The organism is Hamadaea sp. NPDC051192 (assembly GCF_040682475.1).
Classification (GTDB): domain Bacteria; phylum Actinomycetota; class Actinomycetes; order Mycobacteriales; family Micromonosporaceae; genus Hamadaea; species Hamadaea flava.
In genome coordinates, this window is sequence record NZ_JBFBAZ010000007.1 from 1 (window position 1) to 17356 (window position 17356).

Sequence of the window (17356 nt, forward strand, 5' to 3'; positions counted from 1 at the left end):
CGCCACGGTGTCGCACCGTGCGGGCCGGTGGACGGTCAGTGTCACGGTGGAGGCCGCGGATCTGCATCCGGCCCGCCGTCACCCCACGCGTGCCGTAGATCAGCACCGGGGGTGGGTGGGTGTGGATCGTGGGTTGACCGCGCTGGTGGTGGCGGCCGACCGTGAGGGTCGGCAGAGGCTGCGGGTGGAGCCGCTACGGCCGTTGGGTACGAGTTTGCCGAGGTTGCGGCGCTTGTCGCGGCGGGTGTCGCGGGCTCGGCGTGGGTCGATCAACCGGGGCAAGGCGGTGGCGCGGCTGGCCCGCTGTCACCGGCGGATCAGAGACATTCGCGCCCACGCGCTGCATGAGGTCGCCAACCAGTTGGTCAAAACCCACGACCGGCTGGTGTTGGAGGATCTCAACACGGCAGGCATGGTGAAGAATCGGCGGCTGGCCCGGTCGATCAGCGATGCGAGTTGGGCGGGGCTGGCGCGGATGGTCGGCTACAAGCAGCTGTGGGCGGGCGGGCAGGTCATGATCGCCGATCGGTGGTTCGCCTCCAGCAAGACCTGCTCGGCGTGTGGGGCTGTGGCTGCCAGCCTGTTGTTGTCGCAGCGGGTGTTCGCCTGCGCCGTGTGTGGGTTTGAGGCGGATCGGGATCTGAATGCCGCCGTGAATCTCGCTGTCTGGGGCGAGCAGCATGATGCCCAGATCCGGGACCCCTAAGTGCGAGGCCCGGTTATCAATGCCTTGCCGAGGGACGGCTCTGACCGGCGGACATCAGCCCGCCGGTGAAACCCGTCCCGTTGACGCAGGAACCCCAACGCCGACCAACCCAGCAGGGTGCGGCCGGCGGCAAGGACGCCCGAGAAGGGCGCTGTTGTACCACCCAACCGGGTTATACAACAGGCTGTCAGACCGGGTCGAGGTCGCTCGCCGTACGATTGCTCTGATCTTGACGGGCCGGCGGGCCGGTCGCCCCCGCCCCTGGCGTCCGGGATGTAGATGGAGGCCGTGTTGGCGGTGACGTCGGCCGATGGGTGGTGTGAGATGTCGCTGCCGTGCGATAGCCATGTGCACAGCGAGTGGTCCTGGGACACAGCGGTGGGCGACATGGAAGGGTCGTGTGCTCGGGCGGTGGAACTCGGGCTGCCGGCGATCGCCTTCACGGAGCATCTCGATCACACAGCATGGCGGATAGCGTTAGAGGGTCCGTATGTCATGGACCACCTCACGTCGATTGCGGACCCGGAGGGGATCCTGACGCCTCCCGCGTTCGACGCCACCGGTTACCTGGACGCGATCGAGCGTTGCCGCGAACGCTTCCCGCAATTGCGCGTCCTGAGCGGGCTGGAAATGGGAGAACCACACCGCCACGCCGAGCAATGCGCCCAGGTCCTGGCAACGGGCCGGTTCGACCGGGTCCTCGGCTCCCTGCACACTCTTCCTGATCAGGGTGCCTTCGCCGAGCCGTGGGGCATCTATCCGCACCGCGACGCGCACGAGGTGATGCGCGAATACCTGGCCGGTGTGGCCACGATGATGTCCACAAGCGGCATGTTCTCCGTGCTGGCGCACATCGACTATGCGGTCCGCTTCTGGCCGGCGGAGCAGGCGGGGGCGTTCGACCCGAAGGTGTTCGAGGAGGAGTTCCGCCACGCCCTGCGGGCCAACGCGCAGTCCGGCCGCGCATTGGAGATCAACACCCGCCTGCCGCTGCACGCGACCATTCTGACCTGGTGGCATGAAGAAGGCGGCAACGCGATCACCTTCGGAAGCGACGCCCATCTGCCCTCGTTCGTCGCCCACGGGTTCGCCGAAGCGGCGCAGATGGCCCAGGCGCACGGCTTCCGCCCCGGCAAGAACCCTCACGACCTATGGGGCCGCATCGATTAACCCGCCGCGCGCCGAGCGGATGGACGCCAACGCGCGCGCTGCGGCGATGCTCGACCACGCCCGACGCCTCCCAGCGGCTGGCCCAGGCCATGGGGTTCACCATCACCTGAACTGCATCGGACTACGAGGCAGTCGGCGTCCGCGTAGCACATGCTCCAGCTGCGGCCGCTCCGGCACGCATAGCCGACATTACGTGTCGACGACCACTACGGCCGCGACAGACCAGGGCGGGGATGGGACGGGATGGCATCCTCGACCCGTCCGCTTGCTGCGCTATGTGCTTGCCGGCCAGCGGCGCCCAGACCTTAATAAGGTCATCGCCGGCGGCGGAGTCGACGGCGACGGCACGCATCGCCTCTGGCTCGAGTGCGAACTCGGCTGACGGCGCACCCGATGCCGCTATAGAACGCGACCAGGCAGCTGGTCGACCAGGCGAGCGATCACCACCGTCAGGCTAGGCTCCTGCTCGGTGGCCGGCAGAAACTGGGTATCGGCAATCGCGAACCCGTAGGCCACCAACTCGCCAGGGGACGATGTCACCACGCCCGCCAGCCCCAGCAGCCCACCCGGTGCCAGCACCCGGCGGGCCTCCCCCAGATCCACCATCGGCCGCTCGTTCGGGGTGTGCTGGCGGCACGTCGCCATCTCCATCGACGCCGCAGGCAGCGGCAGGTTGGGCGGCGCTCCATGCAGGAATCGGGCACCGTGCACGTTGGCCGATGCGTGCGCCAACAGCCACGGGGCCGAGTCCACGCCGGTCATCCTGGTGCTGGGGAAGAAACTCAGCGCCCACCGCAGTAGATCGCCTGCGCCACAGCCGATGTCGAGCAACGTCGTCGGCTGTGGGCGGATTCGAGCCAGCCGTTCCAGCAGCAGCAGGGCCGACAACTGGTCAAACGGCGGCCGCTGTCTCGAGCTGTCAGCCTGCCTGCCGAGCTGAGGATGCTGCCACACGATGCCACCGCCCTTTGCCCGCCGATTTGTTGGTCGCGGGGCAGGCTATCGGCGGCTGAGCGTCCGATGCGCGGATGTCATCGATCCGTCATCGGATGTGGTCTGGACCGCCACAGACCTGGCCGGGCAGGTAGGTGGCGGTCGGCGGTCACCCAGGGTCGGCTTTGGGCGGCCACCTTGACCGACGAGTTCCCCGCTCGGGACGCGCAGGGGCTGTCGGGCTGACCACTGCGCCGACGGCTACGTCGTTCAGTCCTGGGCGACCCTAAAACCAACAACAACGGAGCGGCCGGAGCCCCGGTCTACTGGGATCCGTGGGGCGAACGCCGATCGCTCGCCGGACGTCGGCGAAAGGCGTGGTCACGTCGTGGGCGGTGCAGTCGGCCGACAACGCCGGGCCGGCCCGTTTTCGGGTGCTCGTAAGCGCTGGAAGAAACTTGCCGGCGGTTGTCGAAATCGCGTTCTCCTGTTCGAAGTCTGTACGGAAGCCAAGCCCGGCGTCCCCGGCCAGCCCGGACAGACATCTACAGGAGAGTTCCATGCGCAAGATCATCGCCTCGACCTATGCCACCCTCGACGGCTACATCGACAACCCCCACGAGTGGACGTTCCAGTACTCCGATGAGCGGTCCCAGCAGCACGCGTTCGAGATGACGCTGAAGGCGGACTCGCTGCTGCTCGGCCGGGTGACCTACGAGGGCATGGCGCAGGCGTGGCCGGGCATGGGCGGCAATCCCTACGCCGACCACGTCAACTCCATCAGCAAGTACGTGGTCGCCAACGGGCCGGTGGACACCTCCGCATGGGGACCCGCGACGGTCATCGCCGGTGCCGATCTCGTCGCCGAGGTCGCACAACTCAAAAAGCAGGACGGCGAGGACATCCTCATCTGGGGGACCGGACGCCTGACCGACGCGCTCGCCGCGGCAGGGCTGCTCGACGAGTACCGGGTCTGGGTCTACCCGGTGATCAAGGGGAACGGGGAGCCGTTGTTCCGGCCGGAGAGCGCCACCGCGCTGGAACTGGTCGACTGCACCACTTTCGGCAGCGGCGTCGTCGTGATCACCTACCGCCCGGTCCGCTGATCTGACCCATCACATCAGAGCGTGATGTGACGCACGAACTCGCAAGATGCCCAGAACGAAGCCAGAGGAGATCGACGTGGATAACGACGTAACGGCCTACATCAACAAGGGATCGCCGTGGCAGGTCGAGGTTTGCCAGAAGCTGCGGCAGCTCGTGCACCGGACGGTCCCGGACGTAACAGAACGGCTGGAGTACGGCAAGCCGCACTTCGCGAGCGACGGTCGGCACGTGGCGGCGATCCACGTCGCGCGGGACAAAATCTCATTCTTGATCTTCAACGCCGGCAGCGTCGATGCCGTCAAGGGGGTTCTGCGGTCGTTGGGCAACGGCGAGCGGAAGACCGCTGACATCAGCGAAGGTCAGGCCGTCGACTACGAGCTTCTCGCCGACGTCCTGGCCAAGACCAGCGCCCGATAACGTTACGAAACGCAAAACCGCGAAGACAGGAGGGGATCACGTGCGGGTTCTGGTGATGACGAAGGGTTCCGGCGCCGACGAGGAGAAGGCCACACCGACGGCGGAGATGTTCGAGCAGATGAGGGCGTACAACGAGCAACTGGTCAACGCCGGCATCATGCTCGGCGGCGAGGGACTGCAGCCCAGCGCCAAGGGCGCGCAGGTGGTCTTCACCGGTACCGGCACGTCGGTCGTCGACGGGCCGTTCGCGGAGTCGAAGGAGCTCATCGCCGGCTATTGGATCTGGGAGGTCCGCTCGCTGGAGGAGGCGGTCGAGTGGGCAAAGCGTTGTCCGTACGACCCCCGGTACGGCGCGGACCAGGTCCTCGAGATCCGGCCGTTCTATGAAATGGCAGACTTCGACGCCAGCCTCTTCGCCGGCTACGAAACGGAGAGCCTGGCGCCGCGGGAAGACGGATGACCATGGACGTGCGGCGCACGATCGAGGCGCTGTGGCGGATGGAAGCGCCCCGGCTGATCGCCACCCTCGCCCGTCAGATCGGGGATGTGGGGATCGCCGAGGACCTCGCCTCCGAGGCGTTCGTCGCCGCGCTGGAGCAGTGGCCGGCTGAGGGCATCCCGCCCAGGCCCGGCGCCTGGCTGATGGCCACGGCCCGGCACAAGGCGATCGACCGAGCACGCCGCGAGGAAGCGGGCCGTCGCAAGGCCGCCCTGATCGCAGTGGAAACGCAGCTGTACACGCCCGACGTCGCCGACGACCTGCCCGACCCGCTCTCCGACGACGTCCTTACGCTGATCTTCATCGCTTGTCATCCGATCCTGCCCCGGGAGGCGCGGGTGGCGCTGACCCTGCGGCTCATCGGCGGTCTGAGTACCGACGAGATCGCCCGGGCGTTCCTGGTTCCCTCAGCGACGCTCGGCCAGCGGATCTCGCGGGCCAAACGCACCCTCAGCGAAGCGCAGGTTCCGTTCGAGCCACCCAGCGCCGACGACCTGCCGGCCCGGGTCGGCACTGTCCTGGAAGTTGTCTATCTGATCTTCAACGAGGGCTACTCCGCGTCCTCCGGCGACGGCTGGATCCGCCGTGACCTGGCGCAGGAGGCGATGCGGCTGGGCCGGGTGCTGGCGGGCCTGCTGCCGACGGAGCCAGAGGTCTTCGGGCTGCTGGCGCTCATGGAGCTGCATGCGTCACGATTCGCCACGCGCGCCGAGCTAGACGGGACACCGGTCCTGCTGGACCGCCAGGACCGGTCGCGCTGGGACCGCATCCTCATCGCCCACGGTCTGTCGATGCTCGACCGGGCGGCCAAGCTCAACCGGCCGCTCGGACCCTACGCCATCCAGGCCGCGATCGCCGGCCATCACTCCCGCGCGAGAACCTTCGCCGACACCGACTGGGCTGCGGTCGTCGCGTTGTACGACGCACTCGCCCAGGTCGCCCCCTCACCCGTCGTCGATCTGAACCGTGCGGTCGCGTTGCTCTACGCGGACGGGCCTCAGGAGGCCCTCGATGCGGTCGACGCGATCCGGGACGACCCACGCCTGGCTCGATATCACCTGCTCGGCGCCGTCCGAGCCGACATCCTGATCCGCCTGGGTCGCGCAGCCGAGGCCGCAGCGGAGCTCGAACGCGCCGCCGACCTCGCGCCGACGCGCCACGAGCGGCAACTGCTCCGCCGACGGATGGCCGACGCCCTCGCCGACGAAGCCACCGACAGCGCGCGTTGACTCCACGACTCACCACGAGAACCCGGTCGTGACTTCATCACGGCGAACTCGACGCCGCTCGTCCACCTGATGCGCGACGCCGTCGTAGCTCACACCACCGAATAGCCGGCGATACGAGCATCGCAGTTAGTCGGAGGTGATTGGTTGCGAGCGGCGCTGGCACAGAACCTGCACCGTGCCGGCCCGGGTCAAGCCGACTTGGCCGAAGCGTTGAAAGCCGCCGTGAGACATCGCGAGGACTGGGGATCTTCGGGTCACGCCGCCAGCGCGGCCCGGTATTGACCCGTCAGCCACGCGGGAGAGGTGATCGCCGTTCCGACCACCACGGCCCAGGCCCCCGCGTCCAAAGCCGCGCGGGCTTGCTCCGGCGAGTGGATCCGACCCTCCGCGATCACGGGTACGCCGAGTTTCCCCGCCAGTGCCGCGACGAGTTCCAGATCCGGGCCGGCCGGCGGTGCCCCCGGACCCGTGTAGCCGGACAGCGTGGTGGCGACCGCGTCGGCGCCCGCGTCGACGGCGGCCGCGCCTTCATCCACGGTGGATACGTCGGCGAGGACGAGCGCCTTGGTCTGCTGATGGATGGCCGCTACGGTGTCGGCGAGCGTACGCCCGTCCGGACGGGGTCGGGCCGTGGCGTCGACGGCCACGATGTCGGCGCCCGCCGCAGCGACGTCCAGTGCGTGTCGGGCCGTCGGGGTGATGTAGACGCCTTCGTCGCCGTCCTTCCATAGCCCGATCACGGGGGTGGTGACGAGGGCACGGGTCCGGCGGACGACCTCGACGCCGTTGACGCGTACGCCGATCGCGCCCGCGCGTACCACCGAGGCGGCCATGCGGGCCAGCACCTCCGGGTCGCGCAGGGGGTCGCCGGGCGGGGCCTGGCAGGAGACGACCAGGCCGCCTCGGATCGCGGCCAGCACTGGGGCTGCGGCGTCGGTCATCGCGGGTTCCTTCCGTTGACGAGATCGCGGGCCAGGGTGGCGGCGCCGATGACGCCCGCGTGTGTGCCGAGGGTCGCGGGGACGAGCGCGGGCGCGGCCGGCGGCAGCAGTTCCGCGTCGAAGGCGGCGCGCAGCGGCCGCCACCACACGGCACCGGCTTCGGACACGCCTCCGCCCACCACGATCACATCGGGGTCGAGCATGTTCACCACGCCGCCGAGTGCCCGGCCTAAGACCGTGGCGGCGTTCGTCACGGCGGCTGCGGCCCGGGGATCGGTCTCGGCGAGCGCCATCACTTCGACGGTCGAGCTCGCCGCCAGACCTGCGCGGTGGGCGGCGCGCAGGATCGCCGGTCCGGCCGCGGCTGCCTCGAGGTGGTCGCTGCGGCCGCACGAGCACAGGTCGTCCCCGGTGCCGGGGACGGGAATGTGGCCCAGGTGCCCGGCCACCCCGCAGGATCCCGGCAGGAGTACGCCTTCGCGGATCACCGCCGCGCCGATGCCGGTCCCGACGGCCACGACGACGGCGAGATCGGCTGTCCGGCCGGCGCCGTGGCGGGCCTCGCCGAGGCCCGCCGCGCGTACGTCGTTGTCGACGGCGACCGGCAGAGCGAGCCGTTGGGAGAGCAGGTCCACGATCGGGGTGCCGGCCCATCCGCGTAGCAGGTCGGTGGCCGAGACGACGACTCCGCGCCGAGGGTCCACGACGCCGGGCGCCCCGACACCGGCGGCCGACACGGATCCGCCGACGTCGTGGCGTACCTCGTCGGCCAGACGCGCGGCGACTTCCAGGATCGCCGCGGCTCCCTCAGCCGCCGGCGTCGGTGCGACGCGGGTGGCGTAGGTCCGCCCGTCGCGGTCCACCGCCGCTACGGCCGTCTTGGTGCCGCCGATGTCGATGCCGAGAACCAGATCGTGACCCGGTCCGCCCGTCATCGGCGTACTCGTCGGATGGTCGCGGAGAAGTCGTAGCGGTCACCGCGGTAGAGGGTGTCGGCGCGCTCGACGATGCGGCCCTGGTTGTCGATGCCGATGCGCCGCACGTGCAGCGCGGCCGTGCGGGCCGGTACGCCGAGCAGGTCGGCGAGGTGCTTGCCCAGGTTGACCGCGCTGGTGGTCTGTTGGGCGCGCTCGACGCGGATGCGGTACCGGCGTTCCATGAGCTCGTACAGGGAGCCGTCCAGGTCTTGGTCGAGCAGTTTGGGGAACAGCCGGGCCGGCAGGAAGGACTGTTCGTGCGCGACGGGGATGTCGTCGGCGGAGCGCAGTCGCTCGATCCGGTACGCGGGCGCACCGGGCTCGATGCCGAGGTCCTTGGCGATGGCCGCGTCGGCGTCGACGGCTTCGGCGGCGATGACCCGGGAGCCGGGGCGCAGGCCGCGGGCGCGCATGTCCTCGGAGAAGGAGGACAGTGCCAGGTCCTTCGACACCTTGGGCTCGGTGACGAAGGTGCCCACCCCGCGCACGGCGTAGATCAGGCCGTCGTCGGTGAGCGCGCGCAACGCCTGGCGGATGGTCATCCGGCTGACCTCGAAGCGGGCGGCGAGTTCCCGTTCCGGCGGCAGCATTTCGTGCGGGGCCATCCGCTCGGAGACCTCTTGGCGCAGCACCTGGCGCAACCAGGCGTGCTTGGCGACCGCCGGTCCATCGGTCTGTTCCATCGACACTGCTCCCACCTGGCCGTTGGCGGCCGTCGGCGCGCTCATCCCTTCAACCCTGTCTGGGCGAGGCCGGCTACGAACTGGCGTTGCGCGATGATAAACACCGCCAGTACGGGCAGGACCGTCAGCGTCGTCGCGGCGAGCTGAATATTCCAGATGTTGCCGCCGTACGCGTCGGTGTACTGGGTCAGGGCGAGCGGCAGGGTGAACTTGTCCTTGGAGGACAGGTAGACGAGCGGTTCCAGATAGCTGTCCCACGTGCGCAGGAACGTGAAGATCGCCACCGCCGCCAGCGCCGGCCGGGCGAGTGGCAGCGCGATGCTGCGGAACAGCCCGAACCGGCCCAGTCCGTCCAAGCGGCCGGCCTCTTCCAGTTCGGCCGGCAGGGCCAGGAAGAACTGGCGCATGACGAAGGTGCCGAGCACGCTGGGCGCGCCGAAGATCGGGATGATGATCAGCGGCCAGTGGGTGTTGATGAGGCCAAGCGACTGCACCATCCGGAACAGCGGCACGATGGTCACCTCGGCCGGCACGAGCATGCCGGTCAGCACGACGAAGAACAACGCGTTGGCCCCCGGGAACCGGATGCGGGCAAAGGCGTACCCGGACAGGGCCGAGACCGCCATGGTGCCGATGGTGACCAGGACGGCGATGTAGAGGCTGTTCATGTACTGGTGCGCGAACGGCTGCAGCTCGAACACCTGCTTGTAGTCCGACCACAGCGGATGTGTCGGGAACAGCTTCGGTGATTGGCTGTAGATGTCGTTGGCCGGTGACAGCGAGGCGGTCACCATCCACCACGTGGGGAACAGGAACGGGATCGCCAGCACGGTCATGAGCGCGTACAGGGCGATCTTCGCCCAGCGTGGCAGGGACAGCGCGCGGCTGCGGTTATTGGCGCGGTCTTGGTTGGGCTTGCCGCTGTCGCTCTTGCTACTCATTGACGACCCACTTCTTGCGCATCTGCCACTGGATCGCGGTCAGTGCCAGCACGATGACGAACAGCAGGACCCCCAGGGTGCTGGCGTAGCTCAGGTCGTGGGCCACGAAACCCTGCTTGTAGAGGTCGTAGACGAGGACGTTGGTGGAGTTGCCCGGGCCACCGGCCGTGAGCACCTGGATCGGTGCGAAGACCTGCAGCGAGCCCACCACCGTGATGATCGAGGTGAGGAGCACGGTCGGGGTGATCAGCGGGAACGTGATCCGCCAGAAGGTCCGCCACCGCGACGCCCCGTCGAGGGCGGCCGCCTCGTACAGCTCCTCCGGTACGCCCTGCAGCGCGGCCAGGAACAGCACCATGTTGAGGCCGACGTTCTTGATCGTCTGGGTGACGATGACGGCGATCAGGGCCGCGCCCGGCTCGTGCAGCCAGTTCGGTCCGGTGATGCCGACCTTGGACAGCAGTGCGTTGATGCCGCCGGTGCCCTGCAGCAGGGTGCCGGAGACGATCGCCCACGCGACGAGGGAGACCACGACCGGGGAGAAGAAGATGGTGCGGAACACGGCCGTGCCGCGTAGCCGCTGGTTGAGCAGCACGGCCAGCAGCAGTGCCAGGGCGAGGTTGAGGACGACCAGTCCGACGGAGAAGAACAGCGTCGCGCGCAGCACCGCCCCCAGCGCCGGATCGTGTGCCAACTGCCGGTAGTTGGCCAGCCCGGCCCAGTCGAAGGTACCGGCGAGCAGGTTCCAGCTGTGCAGGCTGTACCAGACCACCGCGACGACCGGCCAGCCGACGAACGCGGCCCAGCCCAGCAGTTGCGGTGCGACGAAAAGGTAACCGGCGACCGCGTCGCGGCGTCGGGCGGTCATCCGGTGGTCCCGGCGGCCCCGCCCGGGCGGCGGCCGGTGTCCCCGGCCGCCGCCCTGGGTGTCGGCCGCGGATGCGGTCGAGACGCTCATGGCTCTCAGCTACCCGTGCTCAACAGCGGCTCGACGGCCTTGCAGACGCCGGCGAGCGCGGCGGGAACGTCGGCTCCCGGCTGGTAGTAGGTGTCCATCGCGGCGCGGACGGCCTCGTCGATCTTGGCGTAGCCGAGGTGGCTGGCTTTGACGGTGCCGTTCTTGATGCCGTTGACGACGACGCTGTCCAGCTGCTCCGCGGTCAGCAGCGGGTTGGCTGCCTTCAGGCTGGCAGCGTTCAGCAGCGACGTACGCGGCGGCGGGAAGTACTGCGCCAGTTTCGCCGAGTTGGCCGGGTTGCTGAAGAAGGCGAGGAAGTCGGCGGCCGCCTGCGGGTGCTTACCCTTGCCGAAGGCGCCGATGCCGGCCTGCCCGAACAGCTGCTGCGCGCCGGCGGGGCCGGCCGGCAGCGGAGCGACGCCCCACTTGAACTTGGCGTCCTTGAGGGTGGCGGCGCGGGAGATCTGCGTGATGGTCATCGCCGAGTCGCCGGCGAAGAAGTCCGCCGCCGTGCCGGGCGGCGGCATCGCCTTGTCGGTGTAGACCGCGTTGTGCAGGAACGTCATCGCGTCGATCATCGGCTGGCTGGTGAACTGGCAGGTCTTGCCGTCGGCCGACCACGGCGCCGCGCCGTAGCCCGCCCACAGGGAGGCCAGGTTGTCCCACACCTTGTAGTCGAAGTCGCGGATCACCAGGCCGAACTTGCCGGGCTCGGCGGCCGGCACCTTCGCGGCCGCCTGCTCGGCGGCGGTCCAGGTCCACTGGTTGGCCGCGACCAGCTGGTCGGGGGTCTGCGCGCCGGCCTTGGTGAGCATGTCGGCGTTGTAGAACACGACGAACGGCGACGTCGAGAACGGGTAGCCGTAGAGCTTGTCGCCGGCGGTCCACAGTTTGGTGGTGGCCGGGGCGAGGTCGTCGTAGTCGTAGCCGGCCGTGCCCTTGAGGGTCGGGGTCAGGTCGGTCAGCGCGCCGGAGGAGACGAAGTCGGGGGCGTCCTTCTCGAAGATCCACGCGAGGTCCGGCGGGTTGCCGCCGGCCACCTGGGTGGTCAGCGCCGTGGTGTAGCTGTCGAACGGCAGCGCGTCGAACTTCACGGTGACGTTCGGGTGGGTGCTCTTGTAGTCGGCGGCGATCTTGTCGAACAGGGCCAGCTGGTCCTTGTTCGCCGTCCAGACCGTCATCCGCAGCGAGACCGGGCCGTTGTCGTCTTCGGCCTTGTCACCGCCGCCGCAGCCGGCGGCCGCGAGGGCCAGACCAGCCGCGAGTACGCCGGACATCCAGCGCAGGCGCTTCATATCCTTGTCCTCCAGGGAATTGGTGGGGGTTCCTAGTAGCCCGTGATCCGGGGCCAGGCGAGTTCGACGCCTTCGCGGGCCAGGCCGGCCCGGAAGTCGTCGAGGAGACCGGCATCGGTGTGCACCGCGGTCGGGGTGGTGGCGTTGTCGAGGCAGTAGGCGGCCAGCGCGCCGGCCGCCTCCCCGACGTTCCACTCGACCGGGTGCAGCCGATAGCAGCCGTTGGTGATGTGGGTGGTGCCGATGTTCTTCGCGGCGGCCAGCAGGTTGGTGGTCCGCTGCGGAATCAGCGCGCCCAACGGAATTTCGAAGGGGCAGCTGCCGACGTCGAGGTAGGTGTCGCCGTCCGTGGTCGGATGCAGGTCGATGCGGTACATGCCGACGCCGATCGAGTCCGGATAGGACACGGCGCCCCGGTCTTCGCGTACGGCCAGGGAGAGGTCCTGCTCCACGACCGTGGTCAGGGCCCGGATCCGCCGGGATTCGCGCAGATAGGGGGCCTGGGCGAAGCCGTCGTCTGTGCCCACGACGTCGCCGCGCAGGCGCAGGCCGGGGTAGCCGGTGCCGCCGTCCGGGCGGGGTGCCTCGGTTTGCAGCCAGTAGAGCAGGGACAGCGACAGCTCACGGGACTCGGCGTACGCGAGCCGGGCCTCGTCTTCGGGCACGTCGATGACGGGCCGCACGAAGTAGTCCATCTGCGGCCAGTTGACGAGGGTGATGTCGCTGGCGTAGGCCCCGGGGGTGAACAGTCCGCGGGCTGCGATCCGCCGGTAGGTCCACAGGTTGGGCCCGCTGGCCACCTGGCTCTGGTCGGCCACCACGTTGAGCGGGTCATCGCCGGGGTTCGGGACGAACGCGCCCGTCACCTGTTCGAGTGTGCGGGGGTCGGGCCAGCTCAGCGACAGCATCCGGTCGGGCCAGCAGTCGGGCTGGTAGTCGCGCCAGCGGGCGTACGTGGCGGGGCGGTCGATGGTGTGGTCGCCGTCGACGTGGTCGAGTGCGAAGCACCAGGACAGGCCTTGCCAGTTGGTGGGCTGGGCCTCGAGCGGCGCGCTGGGTTCGCCGGTCTCGGAGCGCGCCTCGGATCCGGTGACGTACTCGACCCCGGCCAGCGGCAGCAGATCGCCCGCCTCGGTGGCATCGAGAGTGTATGGCGCGGTCGCGGTCAGCTGGGCGCCGGTGTGAATGTGCCGCAAGGTGACCGCGCTGATCCGGTCGCCGTCGACGTCGGCGGCCACCGGGCGGTAGCCGCGCAGGATCCGCAACGCGCCGCCGCTCTCGTACGGGGCGAGCATCGCGTCGATGACGGCCGCCGCAGCTCGGGGCTCGTGGCACAGCTTGCTGACCCAGCCGGCGCCCGGGTTGAGGTCTGGCCGCGCGCGAGCGGCTGCGGTCAGCGGGTACCAGCGCCGGTAGTGCTCACGGATGCCTTCGCGGAGGGCCCGGTAGCTCGCCGTCACGCCGAAGCGCTCCACCCAGGGGTGCTCGTCCGGCGGGACCGCCTGGCTCGTGAGCTGGCCGCCGAGCCACGGGTACTCCTCCGTCAGCAGCACGCGCCGTCCGCGGCGCAGGGCCGCGAGGGCGGCCGCGACCCCGCCCAGTCCGCCGCCGACGACGAGGACTTCGCTCGACATTTCCACCACGATTGGCCCCCAGAGTTCTAGACCTCATCTGCTCAGGTCTAGACCACAGTCGCCAGCAAAACTGCCCTTGTCAAGGCCATCCTCGGCGGCTGTGACCCGGAGCACAGCTTGACTTCGCGGGAAATCCGGGTCTAGCGTCGGTCGCCGTAGGTCTAGACCAGTCACCTATAGGACTAGACCACAGAATCTCCGGTATGCACCCCCCATGAACGGAGGATCCGTGCGCATCACCCGATCCCTCGGCGCGATGACCGGTGCCGCGACGCTCGCCGTCGCCGTACTGGCCGCCGCGCCTCCCGCCTCCGCGAGCGGACCGTCGGCCGCGCGCCCGGGCGAAGCCCACCCGCTGGCCCGCGTCGCGCTCGTACCGCTGGACGACCGACCGGTCAACCTGCTCGCACCGGCCGCCACGGCGTCCCTCGCCGGGCTGGCGGTCACGACGCCGCCTCGCGACCTGCTCGGCCGCTTCACGACACCTGGCGACCCGGTGGCCGTCGGCCAGTGGCTCACCAGCCAGAAGGACGCCGACGCGTACGTGGTGTCGACGAGCATGCTCGCGTACGGCGGGCTGGTCGCTTCGCGTACGGCGGCGATGTCCGAGGCCGACGCCCGGTCTCACATCCAGCCGATCAAGGCAGTGCGGCAGGCCCATCCGGACAAGCCGCTCTATGTCTTCGACACCATCCAGCGGCTCGCCCTGACCGGCCTGACCGTCGGCGGCACCGACTACGCCACCCTCGTACGCGAATGGGCGATCCTCTACGACCAGGTCGTCAACCTGGGAATGACCCAGTACCAGGCGCAGCTCGACGCCAAGCGGGCCCAGATCCCGGACGAGGTCCTCGCCGACTACCTCGCGGCGCGGCAACGCAACCACGACATCAACGAGCAGATGGTCCGCTGGGTGGCCGACGGCACGATCGACGACCTCGTTCTCGGCGAGGACGACACCGCGCCCTACGGCCTGGAACGAGCCGAGCGCGTCCAGCTCGAACAGCTCGTGGCCCAGCTCGGCGTCGGCGACCGGGTGCAGATCTTCCCGGGCGCCGACGAGATCGACGCCCTCCTGGTCGCGCGCTACGTGCTGACCAAGCTGAACGTGCACCCGTCAGTGGCCGTCCAGTACGCCGGCGTCAACGGCAGCGCGTGGACCGCGGCGCTGGAAGACATCCCGTTCGCCGACAACATCACGCGGCACCTGGCGGCGCTCGGCCTGAAGGTCGATCCAGCGTCTCCGGTCCACCTGCTGGTGAACACGCCTTCGGCGGCCGGCGCCGATCGCGGCGGCGATCTCGACAAGCTCGTCGCCCAGGCCGCGGACCTGCTGGCCCAGGGCAAGGGCGTGATCGTGGACGACCCGATCATCGTCAACAAGGCCGACCACGACCTTGTGACGCGGATGCAGGACCGCCTGCCGTTGCTGGATCTGCTCGGCTACTCCGGCTGGAACACCGGCGGCAACTCGCTCGGCCTCACCCTGGCCGAAGGCCTGTCCCGGTACGCCTTCCTGGAGTCGACGCGGCAGCCGCTACGCCACGGCATCACCCCGGCGATCGCGCTTTCCGCAGCCAACGCGCATGTCGAGTACCTGCTCAAGCGCTTCATCATCGATGACCGCTGGAAGAACGACGTCCAGCCGGCGGCCATCGCGTACGGGCAGTCGCAGGGCTGGAACACCAACAACCTGACCGACGACCAGTACGCGCCGATGAACCAATGGGTGGTCGATCATTTGACGCCGGTCACCCAGGACTACTTCGACCGATACTTCGGCGGCCGCCGGGTCCTGGTGGGCTACCTGCTCGGCCACCCGGTCACCGCCCGCGTCGCCAGCCTCGACTCGGTGACGGTGCACCTGCCGTGGCCGCGCCTGTTCGAGACCGAACTCCAGGTCTCGACGAGCCTGAAGCTGATCTGAACCGCATGGTCAGCCGCGCCTGACAACAACCGAAGGGCCTCCGCCATTGCCGGCGGGGGCCCTTTCGTCAGCTGGGGATCGAGCCAGCACCGATCTGGTTCACAGCGTCGTGGTCAGACGCCACACACCGCCTCGGACGCTACGGCGACAGCACTGGCGGGCTACATTCGGCGCATCCGAACCGCCGTTGTCGTCATAATCGGCCGGATGGCATCCAAAGCGCTGCTGCCCCCGATTCAATCTGGCGGGTAGCGGGTCCATGCCATGACCCCGGTTGGGCGAGGGCGCCCGTCGGTCCAGCGGTCGAACACCCGAACAGTCAGGGTGTCTGAGCGAAGCCAGCGGTCACATGGCCCGGAAGCCTCCGGCACTGGCTCCAGTGCGAGAGTCTGATCGGTATCGGGTTCAGTGTCTTGGCTTGCCGCCCACGGTTCCAAGGCGGACTCGGCAAGCGGGTACCAGTCGGCCAGCTCGTCCATCAACGCGTGCGCCTCGATCATGTGATAGAGCGACGGGCTGACGTCGAGGAACCCACCGCCAAGAGTCACGCCGAACCGGCCGTCGGTATGGACCAGATACCGGACCGGGGAAGACACTCGCTCACCGGTCCATCCGAACGACCAACCGTCGGGCTCACGGCAGATCCAGTCGGACAGATCGAACTCCCAGCAACGGACTGTGTCGACACGTTGCCCGTTGAGCACGGCACTTCGTCGTACGGCATATCGCAAGCCACCGAACCGGTTTGCGAACCCTTCACGGCGCACGATCAGTTCCGTCGGGGCGAAGATCAACCGTCCTGATCGGTCCGGCAGACGCACATAGTCCGTAGGCAGCCGCGGCTTAGGATCTGGGGCTCGTCGGCCGCCACGGTCCAGGAACGCCTGCGCCCGCGGCGACAAGCCATCCAGATCGTCGAGCACGTGCACGCGGACTTCCATCGTGACAAGGGATAGGCCGCCAGCGTATCCACCCGGACAACCCGCCGCGCCCGAGCGGACGGTCAATACATGTTGGAGGCTTGCGCCCAGCCACGGCGCACCCTCGGCGGCCACAGCATTGCGTTCGGAGGGCCGGCCTCGCGCGATTCATCAGTCGCCGCTGTGCCCGAAGAAGGCGACCGAAACCGCATCCTGGGCGTCGTAGGCCACGACGTACACGCCGCACCAGCGACCGAAGTCTTCCAAACTCCCATCCGCGACGGCCTCGGCGATCGCGTCAGCCGTCGGTCGACGCGTGCCGAACACCTCATCCAGCACCGTGCCCGGCACGGGCGCCACCTTGCCCCGCTCGGGCGATAGCGCCACACCCATCATATCGATGACCGAATGCGCGCCCGAAAAGATCGCGCCTGCAGCAGGCTGTCCGGGCCGGTCAGCACAACAGGGTCCTTGCCGTCGCCGAACGCCTCATCCCAACTACGGCGCATCTCGGCCACCTCCCAAGCGACGTACTCCTCCTCGCTCATCGTCTTGGCCTGCATGTTCGGTGCCTGCCGGTAATGCTCGCCCCGGTTGTAGGCGTCCTGACGGACCTGCTGCAGCGCGGCCTCGATGTCCTGCTGATAGGACGTCCATGAGATCCAGCCCGATGAACCCATACGGCCTCTCCTCCGGTAGACGGCGGCCTGACGCCGAGATCAAAACACATCGCGGCGACCTGCCGTGCCAGTGCTGACGTCCGGTGACCCGCAGCGGAGATCAAAGACGCTCATCACCTCGGACTGGGCTACATTCGACGCGTCCGGACCGCCGGAACCGTCACGCTCGGCCGTGAGCACCTGGATTGCCGTTCCGAATCTGCCGTATGCCTGCTCACCGAGCATTTGATCATGCTTCTCCCCTGCTTGTGTGCGGTTAGAGATCGTTTGATATGGGGGCAGTGCGCGAACCGCATTGTGCCCGACGCGCAGCCAACACCCGGCAGCCCAGCGAGTTCG

Annotated in this window: 18 protein-coding genes; 7 read left to right on the forward strand and 11 right to left on the reverse strand. The window is 68.8% G+C overall.

The features are described from left to right. Together AB0M47_RS04650 and AB0M47_RS04655 are read left to right on the forward strand one after the other, a co-directional pair. The coding region (locus AB0M47_RS04650) for a transposase (RefSeq protein WP_363408350.1) at positions 1-706 on the forward strand (706 nt) is incomplete at its 5' end. Between the two features lie 324 nt (positions 707-1030). Next, positions 1031-1876, forward strand: coding sequence for a PHP domain-containing protein (locus tag AB0M47_RS04655; RefSeq protein WP_363408651.1), 846 nt, complete (start codon positions 1031-1033; stop codon positions 1874-1876). A 399-nt stretch (positions 1877-2275) separates the two neighbouring features. On the opposite strand, the gene AB0M47_RS04660 is transcribed toward AB0M47_RS04655, so the two are convergent. Further along, the gene (locus AB0M47_RS04660) at positions 2276-2830 is read right to left on the reverse strand and encodes a class I SAM-dependent methyltransferase (RefSeq protein ID WP_363408353.1); all 555 of its coding nucleotides are present in this window, start codon (positions 2828-2830) and stop codon (positions 2276-2278) included. A gap of 539 nt (positions 2831-3369) precedes the next feature. Here AB0M47_RS04660 and AB0M47_RS04665 point away from each other — a divergent pair. From AB0M47_RS04665 to AB0M47_RS04680, 4 genes are all read left to right on the forward strand, one after another. Continuing rightward, on the forward strand, positions 3370-3915 hold the full coding sequence (locus AB0M47_RS04665) for a dihydrofolate reductase family protein (protein WP_363408355.1): 546 nt from the start codon (positions 3370-3372) through the stop codon (positions 3913-3915). A gap of 76 nt (positions 3916-3991) precedes the next feature. Beyond that, positions 3992-4333: a DUF1801 domain-containing protein gene (locus tag AB0M47_RS04670; protein WP_363408358.1), complete on the forward strand. Its 342-nt coding sequence runs from the start codon at positions 3992-3994 to the stop codon at positions 4331-4333. Between the two features lie 40 nt (positions 4334-4373). Then, positions 4374-4793: a YciI family protein gene (locus AB0M47_RS04675; RefSeq protein WP_363408361.1), complete on the forward strand. Its 420-nt coding sequence runs from the start codon at positions 4374-4376 to the stop codon at positions 4791-4793. Continuing rightward, complete coding sequence (locus tag AB0M47_RS04680) at positions 4790-6061, forward strand: DUF6596 domain-containing protein (protein WP_363408364.1); 1272 nt, start codon at positions 4790-4792, stop codon at positions 6059-6061. The genes AB0M47_RS04675 and AB0M47_RS04680 overlap by 4 nt, the downstream gene beginning before the upstream one ends. Before the next feature lie 254 nt (positions 6062-6315). On the opposite strand, the gene AB0M47_RS04685 is transcribed toward AB0M47_RS04680, so the two are convergent. The 7 genes from AB0M47_RS04685 to AB0M47_RS04715 are packed head-to-tail and all read right to left on the reverse strand — an operon-like array spanning position 6316 to position 13490. Continuing rightward, entirely contained in the window at positions 6316-7002 is a 687-nt protein-coding gene (locus AB0M47_RS04685; protein ID WP_363408367.1) for an N-acetylmannosamine-6-phosphate 2-epimerase, read from the reverse strand. Next, positions 6999-7937, reverse strand: a complete 939-nt coding sequence (locus AB0M47_RS04690) for an ROK family protein (protein ID WP_363408370.1) — start codon at positions 7935-7937, stop codon at positions 6999-7001. Before AB0M47_RS04690 ends, AB0M47_RS04685 begins: the two co-directional genes overlap by 4 nt. Continuing rightward, on the reverse strand, positions 7934-8707 hold the full coding sequence (locus AB0M47_RS04695) for a GntR family transcriptional regulator (protein WP_363408373.1): 774 nt from the start codon (positions 8705-8707) through the stop codon (positions 7934-7936). Before AB0M47_RS04695 ends, AB0M47_RS04690 begins: the two co-directional genes overlap by 4 nt. Next, the gene (locus AB0M47_RS04700; RefSeq protein WP_363408376.1) at positions 8704-9603 is read right to left on the reverse strand and encodes a carbohydrate ABC transporter permease; all 900 of its coding nucleotides are present in this window, start codon (positions 9601-9603) and stop codon (positions 8704-8706) included. Before AB0M47_RS04700 ends, AB0M47_RS04695 begins: the two co-directional genes overlap by 4 nt. Next, positions 9596-10561: a sugar ABC transporter permease gene (locus AB0M47_RS04705; protein ID WP_253762364.1), complete on the reverse strand. Its 966-nt coding sequence runs from the start codon at positions 10559-10561 to the stop codon at positions 9596-9598. Before AB0M47_RS04705 ends, AB0M47_RS04700 begins: the two co-directional genes overlap by 8 nt. A gap of 5 nt (positions 10562-10566) precedes the next feature. Next, on the reverse strand, positions 10567-11856 hold the full coding sequence (locus AB0M47_RS04710) for a sugar ABC transporter substrate-binding protein (RefSeq protein WP_363408380.1): 1290 nt from the start codon (positions 11854-11856) through the stop codon (positions 10567-10569). Positions 11857-11888: 32 nt separating this feature from the next. Continuing rightward, a complete protein-coding gene (locus AB0M47_RS04715) occupies positions 11889-13490 on the reverse strand; it encodes an FAD-dependent oxidoreductase (protein ID WP_363408383.1) in 1602 nt (533 codons plus the stop codon). A gap of 229 nt (positions 13491-13719) precedes the next feature. Here AB0M47_RS04715 and AB0M47_RS04720 point away from each other — a divergent pair, with 229 nt between their 5' ends. Then, entirely contained in the window at positions 13720-15417 is a 1698-nt protein-coding gene (locus tag AB0M47_RS04720) for a DUF4127 family protein (protein ID WP_363408386.1), read from the forward strand. Positions 15418-15653: 236 nt separating this feature from the next. Here the strand turns inward: AB0M47_RS04720 and AB0M47_RS04725 are convergent, their stop codons facing one another. From AB0M47_RS04725 to AB0M47_RS04735, 3 genes are all read right to left on the reverse strand, one after another. Then, positions 15654-16358: a hypothetical protein gene (locus tag AB0M47_RS04725; RefSeq protein WP_363408389.1), complete on the reverse strand. Its 705-nt coding sequence runs from the start codon at positions 16356-16358 to the stop codon at positions 15654-15656. Between the two features lie 150 nt (positions 16359-16508). Next, positions 16509-16688: a hypothetical protein gene (locus AB0M47_RS04730; protein WP_363408392.1), complete on the reverse strand. Its 180-nt coding sequence runs from the start codon at positions 16686-16688 to the stop codon at positions 16509-16511. 41 nt (positions 16689-16729) lie between these two features. Further along, positions 16730-17017 (reverse strand): hypothetical protein, encoded by a 288-nt coding sequence (locus AB0M47_RS04735; protein ID WP_363408395.1) that lies wholly within the window; start codon positions 17015-17017, stop codon positions 16730-16732. Positions 17018-17356: the final 339 nt, after the last annotated feature.

Excerpts from the sequence above, each read along its gene's own strand:
- AB0M47_RS04700 (WP_363408376.1), bottom strand. The coding sequence starts at position 9,603 with ATGAGTAGCAAGAGCGACAGCGGCAAGCCCAACCAAGACCGCGCCAAT.
- AB0M47_RS04725 (WP_363408389.1), bottom strand. The coding sequence starts at position 16,358 with ATGGAAGTCCGCGTGCACGTGCTCGACGATCTGGATGGCTTGTCGCCG.
- AB0M47_RS04655 (WP_363408651.1), top strand. The coding sequence starts at position 1,031 with ATGTCGCTGCCGTGCGATAGCCATGTGCACAGCGAGTGGTCCTGGGAC.
- AB0M47_RS04680 (WP_363408364.1), top strand. The coding sequence starts at position 4,790 with ATGACCATGGACGTGCGGCGCACGATCGAGGCGCTGTGGCGGATGGAA.
- AB0M47_RS04665 (WP_363408355.1), top strand. The coding sequence starts at position 3,370 with ATGCGCAAGATCATCGCCTCGACCTATGCCACCCTCGACGGCTACATC.
- AB0M47_RS04715 (WP_363408383.1), bottom strand. The coding sequence starts at position 13,490 with ATGTCGAGCGAAGTCCTCGTCGTCGGCGGCGGACTGGGCGGGGTCGCG.
- AB0M47_RS04685 (WP_363408367.1), bottom strand. The coding sequence starts at position 7,002 with ATGACCGACGCCGCAGCCCCAGTGCTGGCCGCGATCCGAGGCGGCCTG.
- AB0M47_RS04735 (WP_363408395.1), bottom strand. The coding sequence starts at position 17,017 with ATGGGTTCATCGGGCTGGATCTCATGGACGTCCTATCAGCAGGACATC.
- AB0M47_RS04690 (WP_363408370.1), bottom strand. The coding sequence starts at position 7,937 with ATGACGGGCGGACCGGGTCACGATCTGGTTCTCGGCATCGACATCGGC.
- AB0M47_RS04710 (WP_363408380.1), bottom strand. The coding sequence starts at position 11,856 with ATGAAGCGCCTGCGCTGGATGTCCGGCGTACTCGCGGCTGGTCTGGCC.
- AB0M47_RS04695 (WP_363408373.1), bottom strand. The coding sequence starts at position 8,707 with ATGAGCGCGCCGACGGCCGCCAACGGCCAGGTGGGAGCAGTGTCGATG.
- AB0M47_RS04705 (WP_253762364.1), bottom strand. The coding sequence starts at position 10,561 with ATGAGCGTCTCGACCGCATCCGCGGCCGACACCCAGGGCGGCGGCCGG.